The 13,662-nt window shown below is 48.6% G+C and carries 11 protein-coding genes; 7 read left to right on the forward strand and 4 right to left on the reverse strand.

All coding sequences use genetic code 11. The annotated features are described in order from the left end of the window. Positions 1 to 40: 40 nt before the first annotated feature. Positions 41 to 1,426, reverse strand: coding sequence for a hypothetical protein (locus SB847_RS00775; RefSeq protein ID WP_038457495.1), 1,386 nt, complete (start codon positions 1,424 to 1,426; stop codon positions 41 to 43). Between the two features lie 117 nt (positions 1,427 to 1,543). Next, on the reverse strand, positions 1,544 to 2,044 hold the full coding sequence (gene hmoB, locus SB847_RS00780) for a heme-degrading oxygenase HmoB (protein WP_007610409.1): 501 nt from the start codon (positions 2,042 to 2,044) through the stop codon (positions 1,544 to 1,546). 122 nt (positions 2,045 to 2,166) lie between these two features. On the opposite strand from hmoB, the gene SB847_RS00785 reads away from it, so the two are divergent. From SB847_RS00785 to SB847_RS00810, 6 genes are all read left to right on the forward strand, one after another. Continuing rightward, positions 2,167 to 4,308, forward strand: a complete 2,142-nt coding sequence (locus SB847_RS00785; RefSeq protein ID WP_410577231.1) for a transglycosylase domain-containing protein — start codon at positions 2,167 to 2,169, stop codon at positions 4,306 to 4,308. A gap of 123 nt (positions 4,309 to 4,431) precedes the next feature. Beyond that, complete coding sequence (hemE, locus tag SB847_RS00790) at positions 4,432 to 5,493, forward strand: uroporphyrinogen decarboxylase (RefSeq protein ID WP_003155222.1); 1,062 nt, start codon at positions 4,432 to 4,434, stop codon at positions 5,491 to 5,493. 75 nt (positions 5,494 to 5,568) lie between these two features. Continuing rightward, positions 5,569 to 6,504, forward strand: coding sequence for a ferrochelatase (hemH, locus tag SB847_RS00795; protein ID WP_310526911.1), 936 nt, complete (start codon positions 5,569 to 5,571; stop codon positions 6,502 to 6,504). A 27-nt stretch (positions 6,505 to 6,531) separates the two neighbouring features. Then, positions 6,532 to 7,965 carry a protoporphyrinogen oxidase gene (hemY, locus tag SB847_RS00800; RefSeq protein WP_410577233.1) on the forward strand — a complete coding sequence of 478 codons (1,434 nt, stop codon included), beginning with the start codon at positions 6,532 to 6,534 and terminating at the stop codon, positions 7,963 to 7,965. A gap of 148 nt (positions 7,966 to 8,113) precedes the next feature. Continuing rightward, positions 8,114 to 8,686 carry a TetR/AcrR family transcriptional regulator gene (locus tag SB847_RS00805; RefSeq protein ID WP_007610428.1) on the forward strand — a complete coding sequence of 191 codons (573 nt, stop codon included), beginning with the start codon at positions 8,114 to 8,116 and terminating at the stop codon, positions 8,684 to 8,686. Positions 8,687 to 8,760: 74 nt separating this feature from the next. After that, the gene (locus SB847_RS00810; RefSeq protein WP_410577235.1) at positions 8,761 to 11,094 is read left to right on the forward strand and encodes a YhgE/Pip family protein; all 2,334 of its coding nucleotides are present in this window, start codon (positions 8,761 to 8,763) and stop codon (positions 11,092 to 11,094) included. Positions 11,095 to 11,156: 62 nt separating this feature from the next. On the opposite strand, the gene fabHB is transcribed toward SB847_RS00810, so the two are convergent. Together fabHB and SB847_RS00820 are read right to left on the reverse strand one after the other, a co-directional pair. Then, the gene (gene fabHB / locus SB847_RS00815) at positions 11,157 to 12,134 is read right to left on the reverse strand and encodes a beta-ketoacyl-ACP synthase III FabHB (RefSeq protein WP_003155217.1); all 978 of its coding nucleotides are present in this window, start codon (positions 12,132 to 12,134) and stop codon (positions 11,157 to 11,159) included. Positions 12,135 to 12,270: 136 nt separating this feature from the next. Further along, a complete protein-coding gene (locus tag SB847_RS00820; protein WP_410562953.1) occupies positions 12,271 to 12,474 on the reverse strand; it encodes a hypothetical protein in 204 nt (67 codons plus the stop codon). Between the two features lie 143 nt (positions 12,475 to 12,617). On the opposite strand from SB847_RS00820, the gene SB847_RS00825 reads away from it, so the two are divergent. Beyond that, positions 12,618 to 13,637, forward strand: coding sequence for a M42 family metallopeptidase (locus SB847_RS00825; RefSeq protein ID WP_014720961.1), 1,020 nt, complete (start codon positions 12,618 to 12,620; stop codon positions 13,635 to 13,637). Positions 13,638 to 13,662 lie beyond the last annotated feature (25 nt).

The raw sequence follows: 13,662 nt of genomic DNA on the forward strand, positions 1-13,662 counted from the left end.
ATGATTGTATAGAAAATGTCAGAAGATTTCAATCCTTTTGCTACGGGAGAATGATGATGGCGGCGATCGTTGTGACGACTAGCCCGGCCGCAACCGGGATAAAGTTTTTTCTGGCAAGCTCAAACGGGTCAACTTTACAAATAGCCGCAGCGGGGATCAGTGCCCAAGGGACCAATGTTCCGCCCCCGACCCAGATCGCTGAAATCTGGCCCAGCGCCGTTAAAACGGCCGGGTCCGTATGAAGCGCGGCGGAAAACAGCTTTGCCATCGAGCCTGCAAGAGATATACCGGAAAACCCTGACCCGTCGAGCCCGGTAATCGCACCGACTGCGGCCAGGGCGATGCCGGCGAATTCTCCGGACATCGGAAAAGAATGGGACAGGGCCAATCCGAGGTCATTGACGATCCCCGCAGATCCTTTCGGCAGCGGGGTGTTCAAAATACTTTTAAACCCCGCGTCACCGAGATAAAAGAAGGCCGCGATCGGAATGACGGGGCCGAATACTTTAAAGCCGAATTGAAAACCGCCGATAAAATACTCGGTGATCTTTTCTAAATGCCGCTCTTTATATACAATGAAATGAATGATCAGGAGAATGCCGATCGCGGTTCCTCCGACGAGTGCCGTCGCATCGTTTCCTTGCAGACGGTATACGATCATGCAGATAATATCGGCGAGAAAAACAAGCGGAATGAAAACCGCCAGGATCACCCTGAGTTTTTTCGGCAGATACATACTTGTGTCCAAAGAACCGGAGCTGTCCAAGGAGAGGGGGGCCTTCGTTTTTTTTCGATCCCGCATGATGAGGAAGAAAGCGGTGATTGTCGTCGTTAACCCCATGATCAAAACGAGCGGAATACTTGCCTGCATGACATCGCTCACGGGAATGCCCGCGGCATCGGCCGTTAATTTCGGGGCCGCCTGAATGACGTAATCCCCCGATAAAGCGAATCCGTGGCCGAACAGGTTCATCGCCATTGCCGCGGCGATCGGAGAAAGGCCCGCCCGGATCGCTGCGGGAAGCAGCACAGCGCCGATCAGCGCCACCCCGGGTGACGGCCAGAAAAAAAGAGAGATGGCAAACATCAGACAGCCGATAACCCAATACGCGACAGCCGGCCCTTTCATCAGCTTTGCAAACGGAGAAATCATCGCTTCATTAATACCGGTTTCGGTCAAAAGGCCGCTCATCGCCACGATAAAACAAATGATAAAAATTGTCGGCAGCAATTCTCCGGCGGCATACGTGAAGCTGTGAAACAGGCTGCTGACCGAAGCGGAGAATGAATGCGTCGTCCATAGCGCAATCACAAAAATGCCGGCAAGTGAAATAAAGGTTGTATCTTTTCTGAGAAGCATAAAAACGATAATGGCCGCGATAAAAGCAACATAAAGCAGATGTACCGAGTAGACGCCGATCCCCAATTGAACCACTCCGTTTATAAATAGGATTGCTACAGGGTATTCATAGGCGGGCGGAAGGTGCAAAGAACGAAGCGTAAAATCGGGACATAAAAAAAGCCGGAGAATCTCCGGCGGTTTTCAGTCTATTGCGTAATAAGCGGTTACATAAGACGGGCGTGAGAAAATGGACGTCGTGTCGATGCCGGCTGATGTTCCGCGTTTTTTATGAGCTTCCTGATAAGAGTTTGACTGCTGCCAGCCCTGAAAGGCTTTTTCTTCTTCCCACAGGGTCAGGATGACATACGTATCGCCTTCGAGCGGCCTTAATACGCGGATGGCTTGAAAACCGGGTTCATTTTCCACTTTGCCGGCGCGGTTTTTAAACCGGTTTTCAAACAGCGGACGGCCTTCCTGGGTAACGGCGATGTTGTTGAGGACGGCGTAGCCCGGCTTTTTGATTTCCCCGACGCTGTCGATGCTCTCATATGAATGGGGCGCCTGAAAAACGGTTTCTCCATTTGTTTCATGAATTAAGACCGCATTTTCCTCCCCTTGCATCAGCACCATATTCTCACTCGGGTGTTTCTTTGCAATCGTCTTTAAAAAATCGGCTGTCCCGTATGTAATATAAACCTTCATATCAGCCACCTCCTGCTTGCTAGTATATCAAAAGAGTGGTATAAGTTTCTATTGGCGACTCATTCTGACATAATTCGAAACAATATTTCCCATACTACAAGTTAAGAAAGGCGAGGTGACTTATGCTGAAAAAGAAAAAAAGATTCTTTATTCCGGCTGTAATTGCGGCGGCAACCGCTTTTCTCGCGTTAATCGGATACATTATCATTATATTTCTCGGCCATTATGTCATCGATGAAAAGAAATTAATACTGCACGCATCTTCAAAAATCGTCGATCAAAACGGTGATGAAATCGCGAGCCTCTATACGGAAAATCGCGAGCCGGTATCCATTCAGCAGGTTCCGGAAGATGTGAGAGAAGCCTTTATCGCCGTTGAAGATAAACGGTTTTACGAACATCACGGCATTGATGTGAAGTCTGTCGGCCGGGCGGTGTTCCGGGATGTTTTAGCAGGCGGCAAGGTGGAAGGCGGAAGCACGATCACCCAGCAGCTGGCGAAAAACATTTTTCTGACTCATGATAAAACATTTTTGCGCAAGACGAAGGAAGTCATTATCGCCATCAATCTTGAGCGTGATTACAGCAAGGACAAGCTGCTTGAAATGTACCTGAACCAGCTTTATTTCGGCCATGGCGTTTACGGCATTCAAGCCGCGTCCCACTACTACTTTAATAAAGAAGTAAAAGATTTAACCGTTGCGGAAGGAGCCGTTCTGGCAGCGATTCCGAAGGCGCCATCTCTTTATTCGCCGATTCAGCATCCGGATAAAAATAAAGAACGCCGCGATACGATTCTTGCAATGATGAACGACCAAGGCTATATCAGCGCTAAGGAAGCCGTCAGAGCCCAGGGCCGGACATTGGGGCTTCATGTCAAGAAAACATCAGAAACGCCTTGGTTTGACAGTTATATTGATCTTGTCATCAAGGAGGCGGAAGACCGTTATTCGATGTCAGGTGAACAGCTGCTTCAAGGCGGCTATACGATCCGGACGTCACTTGATTCCAAGCTGCAGAAAACGGCATACACCCTCATGAAGGAAAGCGGCTATTTTCCGGGGACGGATCAGGCGGCAGAGGGAAGCGCCGTCTTTATTGATAATAAAACCGGAGGCGTGCGCGCGGCGGTCGGCGGACGCGACTACGTGACAAAAGGATACAACAGGGTTACGGCGAAGCGGCAGCCGGGCTCAACGTTTAAGCCGATTGCCGTATACGGGCCCGCCATGCAGGAAGACAAGTTCAAACCGTATTCGCTTCTCCAAGACAAACTGACGTCCTACGACGGGTATGAACCGAAAAATTATGACGGACAGTACAAGGGGGAAGTGACGATGCAGGATGCGATCACTTACAGCATAAATGCGCCCGCTGTCTGGACATTGAAGCAGATCGGCGTAGATACGGGAAAATCGTATCTTGAGAAAAACGGCATGAACGTTTCTGACAACGGACTCGCGATTGCGCTGGGCGGTCTGTCTGAAGGCGTCACCCCGCTTCAGCTTGCCGGAGCTTATCATACCTTTGCGGCAAACGGAATGTATACGAAGCCATTTTTTATAGAGAACATCACGGACGAAGACGGAGAAACGTTGTCCGGGCCTAAAAACGGCAAAACGCGCGTCTTCAGCGGACAGACGGCATGGAATATGACGAGAATGCTTCAGCAGGTCGTAAAAGAAGGAACCGCTTCACAAGGCAGCTATCAAGGTGACCTGGCGGGGAAAACCGGCACGACCACATTTCCCGGCGTCCCCGGCGCGACAAAGGACGCCTGGTTTGCGGGATACACTCCCGGACTGACGGGAGCCGTCTGGATGGGCTATGACAAAACGGATAAAACCCATTACCTGAAAGGCGGAAGCCAATACCCGGTCAGACTCTTTAAAGATATCGTCACAAAAGCGGGGGAAAACGGCCGGACATTCAAAAAGCCTGAAAATGTGAAGGAACTGGGCAGCCCGATTGAGCTGGAGGCGGTAAAGTCCCTGTCGGCCCGTTATACATTTAAGGCGATGGGACTGATTACGGTTCAATTAAAATGGGATATTCAAAAGGATGATCGGGTTGTTTACCGAATATATGAGAAGAAAGACGGAAAAGACAAGCTTCTGGATTCTGTGAAAGGAAAAGGCAGCTTTGACATACCGTACGCCAATCTGTTTTCAGGGGCTTCATACAAAGTCGTTCCATATAATTCACAGACGGATCAAGAAGGAGAGGGAACGGAATACGTTCAGCCGAAGCTTTTTTCTTCTTAATCATGAATTCGGCGATTTTTTGAACATTAAGCCTCAATTCTATACGCTTTTGAAAAAACAAGGTATAGTGTAATGGGCGAAGAACACGAACGTATGGTTGCAGGAGGAAAGGTGGAAATTCAGATGAGTAAACGAGAAGCGTTTAATGATACGTTTTTAAAAGCGGCACGGGGAGAAAAAACAAATCACGTCCCTGTCTGGTACATGAGACAGGCGGGGAGGTCTCAGCCGGAATACCGCAAGCTGAAGGAAAAGTACGGCTTAGTCGAAATTACGCATCAGCCCGAGCTGTGCGCGTATGTGACGAGGCTCCCGGTCGAGCAGTACGGAGTGGACGCTGCCATTTTATATAAAGACATTATGACGCCGCTTCCTTATATCGGAGTGGATGTTGAAATAAAAAACGGAATCGGCCCGGTGATCGATCAGCCGGTGCGCTCTGCTGCGGATATTGAAAAGCTCGGCGAACTGAATCCCGAACAGGATGTTCCTTACGTGCTGGAAACGATCCGATTACTCGTAAACGAACAGCTGAATGTTCCGCTCATCGGTTTTTCGGGAGCGCCTTTTACGCTGGCCAGTTATATGATTGAAGGCGGGCCTTCTAAAAATTACAACAAAACAAAAGCGTTTATGCACAGTATGCCGCAAGCGTGGCAAATGCTGATGGACAAGCTCGCGGACATGATTATCGTTTATGTGAAAGCGCAGATTAACGCCGGCGCAAAAGCCATTCAGATCTTTGATTCATGGGTCGGCGCGCTGAACCGCGAAGATTACCGGCAGTTTATAAAACCGGTGATGGACAGAATTTTCCGGGAGCTTTCCGCAGAGCAAGTTCCGCTGATCATGTTCGGCGTAGGCGCAAGCCACCTGGCCGGGGATTGGCATGACCTTCCTCTTGATGTCGTCGGTCTTGATTGGAGACTCGGCATAGATGACGCCAGAAAACAAGGCATTACAAAAACGGTTCAGGGCAATCTTGATCCGTCGCTTCTTCTTGCGCCTTGGGAAGTCATCGAGAAAAAAGCGAAAGCGATACTTGATCAAGGCATGAAAACGGACGGGTTTATTTTCAATTTAGGGCATGGCGTATTCCCTGATGTCAATCCGGCAACGCTGAAAAAGCTGACGGCGTTTGTACATGAATATTCCGCGGCCAAAAAAACGGAACAATCTTCCTGAGCAGATCGTTGGTTATAAGAAGATTTTCCTGTCAAAATCAAGGTAGACAGACCATCAAAAGAGGTGTTTAACAAAATGAGCAGCAAAAAGAAAATGGGACTTCTTGTCATGGCTTACGGAACGCCTTACAAAGAAGAGGACATAGAACGTTATTATACGCATATCAGACGCGGAAGAAAGCCGGAGCCTCATATGCTTCAAGATTTAAAAGACAGATATGAAGCGATCGGAGGCATTTCGCCGCTTGCAAAAATTACGCAGGAGCAGGCGGAGAAGCTCGCACAGCGTTTAAATGAAATCCAGGATGACGTAACATTCAAAGTGTACATCGGATTAAAACATATTGAACCGTTTATTGAAGACGCGGTGGCGGACATGCATAAAGACGGCATTACAGAAGCTGTCAGCCTTGTGCTCGCCCCTCATTTTTCAACATTCAGCGTCCAGTCATACAACAAACGCGCGAAAGAAGAAGCGGAGAAGCTCGGCGGCTTGACCATCAAGTCTGTTGAAAGCTGGTATGATGAACCGAAATTCGTTGATTATTGGGTCGGCCAGGTGAAGAAAACGTATGAATCAATGCCGAAAGAAGAACGGAATGACGCGATGCTGATCGTCTCAGCGCACAGCCTTCCTGAAAAAATAAAAGAATACGGCGATCCGTATCCTGACCAGCTGGAGGAATCCGCAAAACTGATTGCCGAAGGCGCCGGAATTACCGATTACGCAGTCGGCTGGCAAAGCGAAGGGAACACCCCTGATCCGTGGCTCGGGCCGGATGTGCAGGATCTCACGCGCGAGCTGTATCAAAAGCATCCTTATAAAGCATTTGTATACGTGCCCGCAGGCTTCGTTGCCGATCATTTAGAGGTGCTTTACGATAATGATTATGAATGCAAAGCTGTGACCGAAGAAGTCGGCGCAAGCTACTATCGTCCGGCTATGCCGAACGCACAGCCTGAATTTATCGACGCGCTTGCAGCGGTCGTGCTGAAAGAGCTGGACAAGTAGAATTAAACGGTAAAGAAGGCGATAAAAATGAGTGGCGATAAAAAACATCTGGTCATCATCGGCGGCGGCATAACGGGATTAGCCGCCGCCTTCTACATGGAAAAAGAAATCAAGGAAAAACAGCTGCCGCTTGAGGTCACCCTGATTGAAGCGGGCCCGAGAGCGGGCGGCAAAATTCAGACGGCGCATAAAGACGGCTACATCATTGAGCGGGGGCCGGATTCTTTTTTGGAAAGGAAAAAAAGCGCGCCGCAGCTCGTCAAGGATTTGGGGCTTGAGCATCTGCTCGTCAACAATGCGACCGGACAGTCTTACGTGCTCGTCAACGAGACGCTTCATCCGATGCCGAAGGGCGCGGTGATGGGCATTCCGACCAAAATCGCTCCGTTCATCTCCACCGGTTTATTTTCTATTCCCGGAAAAGCGCGGGCGGCGCTTGACTTTGTCCTGCCTGCGAGCAAACCGAAGGAAGATCAGTCTCTGGGTGAATTTTTCCGCAGACGCGTCGGTGACGAAGTCGTTGAGAATTTAATAGAACCGCTATTATCAGGGATTTATGCCGGAGATATTGATAAGCTGAGCCTCATGTCCACGTTTCCGCAATTCTATCAGACTGAGCAGAAGCACAGAAGCCTGATTCTCGGTATGAAAAAATCGCGTCCGCAGCCTTCGGGACAGCAGCTGACGGCCAAGAAGCAGGGCCAGTTTTTAACGCTGACGACAGGGCTTCAAACGTTGGTGGAGGAGCTGGAAAAGCAGCTTACGCTGACAAAGGTGATGAAAGGAACGAAAGTCACCCATATCGGCCGCGAGGAGAAGGGATATTCCGTGACGCTTGATAACGGCAAAGTGCTCTATGCGGAAGGATGCATAGTGACAGCCCCGCATAAAGCCGCGGCGAAAATGCTTTCTGATCTGCCGGCGGTTTCATGTCTCAAAGACATGCATTCTACGTCCGTTGCCAACGTTGCCTTAGGTTTTCCTGAGGGTGCCGTCAAGATGGAGCATGAAGGTACGGGATTCGTTATCTCAAGAAACAGCGACTTCTCCATCACGGCCTGCACATGGACGAATAAAAAATGGCCGCACGCGGCGCCGGAGGGCAAAACGCTTCTCAGGGCGTACGTCGGAAAGGCCGGAGATGAATCCATCGTAGACCTTTCAGATAACGAGATCATTAAAATCGTAATGGAAGATTTGAAAAAAGTAATGAAAATGAATGGCGAACCGGAAATGACCTGTGTGACCCGCTGGAACGAAAGCATGCCGCAATACCATGTCGGCCATAAGGAGCGCATCAAAGAGTTCAGAGATGCGCTGAAAGCTTCCTATCCGGGCGTATACGCGACGGGCGCGTCTTTCGAAGGGGTGGGCATCCCCGACTGTATCGACCAGGGAAAAGCCGCCGTATATGATTCACTGGCTTATTTATTTGAAACGTACCAGCCTCCGTTATCGTAAAACGGAGGTTTTTTTGCATGTTCCCGTTCTGTAAAGGGAACACCAATAAAGAGAAAAAACATTTGAATCTTCTTTGCGACTGTGATAAGTTATCTTATGTACAAAATGACTAAAACGTTCAAACGGTCAATTTAACGAGGTGGGAAACATGTCCGTCGATCGGAAAAAGCTCATTCTGGAAGCGGCAACGAAGTCTTTTACACAATTCGGCTACAAAGCAACGACAATGGATCTGGTGGCAAAGCTTGCAAATGTGGGGAAGGGAACCATCTACACGTTTTTCAAAAACAAAGAAGAACTGTTTGATGATATTTTCACCACTATTTTAAGAGAAATGAAGGAACACGCAGATGAAGCGATGAAACCGGAGCTTTCATTTCACGAAAATGTCCACCGGGCGCTTGTCGCGATTTTGGAATTCAGAAAAACACACCAGCTGACTATTAAAATTTTTCAGGAGAACGCCGAGATTGGTACAATAGCCGTTCAGGATGTCATTGTGAAAATGGAGCGGGCCATTCTGTCATACATTAAAGAAAAGATAGAAACAGCCATTGAAAACGGAAGCATTAAACCGTGTGATCCGGAACTGACCGCTTTTGTGATGCTCAAGCTCTACATCGCACTGATATTTGACTGGGAAAAAAACCATCCGCCTCTTGAAAAAGAGACGATCGCTGAATTGCTGGAAATGTATGTTGGTCAAGGATTATCTAAATAATAGATGATCCTTCACTTTTTAGGTGCCGTGACCGTTTTGTCAAATGAGTCAGTTTGCGGAAGGAGGCAACAGGGTTGAATACAATAAAAAGCCAGTGGAAAGACATTGTAACGAACAAGAAACTGTTAATCCCCATCATTGCCATATTATTCGTTCCGCTGATTTACAGCGGAGTGTTTTTGAAGGCGTACTGGGACCCGTACGGCACGGTGGATCAGCTGCCGGTTGTCGTTGTCAACCAGGATAAAGGGGCGGACTACGAAGGGAAACATCTTCAGATCGGTGACGATCTTGTGAAAGAGTTAAAGAAAAATGATAATTTTGATTGGCATTTTTCAAGCGATCTTGATCAATCGTTAAAGGACTTATTAAATGCTAAATATTATTTATTGGTCGAGATTCCTGAAGATTTTTCTAAAAACGCCAGCACGGTAATGGATAAAAATCCGAAGAAGCTGGATCTGAAATATCATACGAATGCCGGATCAAACTATGTCGGCGCGACAATCGGGGAAAAGGCGATCGACAAACTGAAAGCCTCCGTGTCGAAAGAAGTGACGGAGCAATACGCAAAAGTCATTTTTGATAACTTTAAAGATATTGCCAAAGGGCTCGGCAAAGCCAGCAGCGGAGCCAAGAAAATAGACGACGGCACGAAAAACGCGAAAGACGGCAGCGCCAAGCTGAAGGAAAATTTAGCGAAGCTTACTGAAAGCACCGCTACCATCAGCGATAAAACGCAGCAGCTTGCAGACGGAGCGGCGAAAGTGACAAGCGGAATTCAAACGCTTGACAGCTCTATCGCAAAACTTCAGAGCGCAAGCGCCGAAATTCAAGATAAATCAGGACAGATTGCTTCAGGAGGAGGCCAAGTGGCCAGCGGGCTGAAAACGAGCCTTGACGCACAAAAGCAGCTCCAGCAAAAGCTTCCGGATTTAACGAATGGATTAAGCGCGTTAAACAGCAAGGCGCAGGAAGTGTCGCAAAAAGCGGCGGCATTTGAAGATGCGATCAATTCAGTCAACCTGTCAGACATTGAAAACGCGGTTGGGCAGCTCGAGCAGACTGAAAAGGACCTGCAGCAGTTTAAGAAGAAGCTTTCTGATCTGAAAAACAACCTGGATGCCCGGGATGACGCGGTCAAAAAGGTGATTAAGGACAGTGATTTCTTAACGGATGAGCAAAAAGCGAAACTTATTCAGCTTCTGAATGAGAAGCTTCCGAAAGCCGACCTTCCGGATTTAGACAATATCGTCAGCCAGCTTCCGTCCGGCGGAGATATTCAGCTTCCGGATATGTCAGTCATAAAAAGCGCGCTCAAAGATGTAAAAGCGAAGGCTGATCAGCTGAAAGCACTGCCTCAGTCCACATCGAAACTGTATAACGGCGCAGCGGCGGTACAAGACGCGATTAACCAGCTGACGGCTGGAACTGATAAATTGTACAGCGGAGCGCAGACCGTTTTTGAAAGCCAAAACAAACTGACAGCCGGCATCGGCGAATACAACAGCAAGTTCGGACAGCTCAAATCAGGATCAGAAGCGTTAGTGTCAGGGAGCGGCCAGGTATCAGGCGGCTTAACGAAACTGCTGGACGCGCAAAACAAAATCCATGACGGCTCGTCCAAAATTGAGCAGGGTCAAGCGTCTCTCGGCACCGGTTTAAGCAAGCTTTTAGACGGCACCGGACAATTGTCCGGCCAGCTGAAAGATGCGGCCGATCAAACCGGGGACATTAAGACAGATGACAAAACGTACAGCATGTTTGCCGATCCGGTAAAAACGGACGATAACGCGATTCATTCCGTGCCTAACTACGGTACCGGACTGACGCCTTATATTCTCTCTATGGGCTTGTATGTCGGCGGCTTGATGCTGACGGTCGTATTCCCTCTGAGTGAAGCTTCAGGGCGTCCGAGAAACGGTTTTGAATGGTTCCTCAGCAAATTCAGCGTCATTCTGCTCGTCGGACTGATTCAATCCGTTATAGTCGCCACGGTTCTGTTAAAAGGAATCGGGCTTGATGTGGAGAGCACTTGGAGATTCTATCTCTTTACGATGATTACCAGCATCGCGTTCCTGTCCATGATTCAATTATTGGCGACAACGATGGGAAATCCGGGACGCTTTATCGCTGTCATCATTCTGGTGCTCCAGCTCGGGGCAAGCGGAGGAACCTTCCCGCTTGAACTCCTCCCGGGATTCTATCAAGTGATTCACGGGGCACTGCCGATGACTTACAGCATCAACGGGTTCCGCGCCGTCATCTCAAATGGCGATTACGGCTATATGTGGCAGCAGGCATCCATTCTGTTGGGCATCGCCGTTGTCATGATCGCGCTGACCATCGTGTATTTTACGGTGCAAAGCAAAAAAGAACACAAAACGGAAGAAGAAATAACAGCATAAGAAAAAGAGGCTCCTGAGCAGATGCTCAGGGCCTCTTTTTTTAGATTTCGATCGTCGTACTATTAAAATCCCCATCTTACCAACAGTCCGGTATACGTCAATCCTCCGCCGAACCCGAATAATACCAGCGTCTGGCCTTCCGACAGTTTTTTTGCTTTCACAGCTTCATCCAAAGCGAGAATAATAGAAACCGATGAGGTGTTGCCGTAATATTCAACGCTTGTCAATGTCCGTTCAAGCGGGAAGGGCAGTTTTTCGCAGATGGATTCGATCATCCGCATGTTGGCGCTGTGAGGAACGAACCAATCCAGATCGTCTTTTGAAAAGCCGGCTTTTTCTAAAAGGGCATTGCATTCCTCAGGCACGGTTCTGGCCGCCCATTTATATACTTCGCGCCCGTTTTGCACCATGTTTCCTCCGCCTTTAAGCGGCTCGCCGTTTAATTCTGCGCTCAGTCCCGTGCGATACAGCACGTCCGCGCTTCCTCCCGCTGTTCCTTGCACGGCTGCCAAAAAGCCCGGCGCTGATTCATCGCGTTCCACCAATAGGGCGCCTGCAGCGTCTCCGAAAAGAACGCAGGTCGTCCGGTCAGTATAATCCGTTACCTTTGATAATGTTTCACCGGCAATGACAATCACTTTTTGATGGGAACCGGCGGTAATTAATGCGTCTGCGAGCTGAAGGCCGTAAGTGAGTCCAGCGCATGTGGCGTTAATATCAAGCGCCCCCGTGTGCGGCCAGCCGAAGTAAGCCTGCACGCGTGCCGCGGTGCTTGGAAACGCATAGTCTGCCGTCGTTGTGGCGACAAGGATCATATCGACATCATCAAGAGTTCCGCTGTATCGTTCTGCAAGGTTTTTCACCGCTTCCACACACAAATCCGATGTGAATTCATGTTCGCCGGCAATGCGTCTTTCCTTCATACCGGTGCGCTGGACGATCCATTCATCAGATGTATCGACGATGCGCTCCAAATCCGCGTTTGTTAATCGGCGTGCCGGAGCATATGTACCGATTGCTGTAATTTTAGATTTTGACATGAAAAATCACTCCTTTATATCAGATTATAACACCTGATATTATTACTTGGTACTAATTTTAATAAAAAAACCCAAGCAGCATCCGCTGTTTGGGGAGCATGAGAAATCTATTTGTAAAACGGGCTTGTGTGAACGATTACCAATGACGGCAGCGGCAGCATGAATGATGATGCTTCTTTTTTTCTTTCTTCTTTTTGCAAGGGTCTTCTTTTTTCTTTTTACAGTGATCTTTTTCTTTTTTACAGCCCCAGAAGGCTGCACCAGACCAATCATCCTCAAACCAATCCTCAAACCAATCATTATGAAACCTTTTCCGCTTGTGCGGTTTACGGCTGATCATACATTTCCCTCCTATGCTCATGCTCCCTTCATTCTATGAAAAAAGAGAAGGAAAAGATTGGACGGGTTGTGGATCAAAAGAGTATATTTTAAGAAGAATAAAATTGATAGGAGGAATGACCTGTGGAAAATATAAAACATACGATGGAACTGATTAAAGAATTGGTGTCGATTCCGAGTCCGACGGGCAATACATACGAGGTTATCGCCTATACAGAAAGTCTTTTAAAAGAATGGGGCGTCTCCTCTTACAGAAACCGCAAAGGCGGTCTTTTTGTCACAATTCCCGGCCGTGATGACAAGAAACACAGATTGCTGACGGCGCATGTCGATACGCTCGGCGCGATGGTAAAGGAAATAAAGGCGGACGGCCGGCTGAAGATTGACTTGATCGGCGGCTTCCGCTATAACTCGATTGAAGGGGAATATTGCGAGATCCAAACTTCTTCCGGCAAAACCTATACAGGCACCATTTTAATGCATCAGACTTCAGTGCACGTCTACAAGGACGCCGGCAAGGCAGAGCGGAATCAGGAGAATATGGAAGTCCGCCTTGATGAGCCTGTCCGGACGAAGGAAGAGACGTCTGATCTCGGCATCAGGGTCGGCGATTTCATCTCATTTGACCCGCGTGTGCAGATTACGCCGAGCGGCTTTATTAAGTCCCGTCATCTTGATGACAAAGCGAGCGTGGCTCTGCTCTTGAATTTAATCCGCCGCATCACGGAAGAGAAAATCGAACTTCCGTATACGACGCATTTTCTGATTTCTAATAATGAAGAAATCGGCTACGGCGGCAATTCCAACATTCCTCCTGAGACCGTCGAATACTTGGCTGTTGATATGGGAGCGATCGGCGACGGCCAGTCTACGGATGAATATACCGTCTCCATTTGCGTGAAGGATGCGAGCGGCCCGTACCATTATCAGCTCAGAAAACATCTGGCCGGGCTTGCGGAGCGCTATGGCATTGATTATCAGCTTGATATTTATCCGTATTACGGTTCTGATGCCTCAGCAGCCATCCGTTCGGGCCATGACATCGTCCACGGGCTGATCGGCCCGGGAATTGACGCTTCACACGCTTTTGAACGCACGCATGAATTATCGCTTCTTAATACGGCGAAGCTTTTGCACCGGTACGTTCTATCGCCGATGGCATAAAAAACCCTGCGCGGAAATCATTCCG

Origin of the sequence: Bacillus sp. SIMBA_026 (assembly GCF_046535335.1) — a bacterium.
Classification (GTDB): domain Bacteria; phylum Bacillota; class Bacilli; order Bacillales; family Bacillaceae; genus Bacillus; species Bacillus velezensis.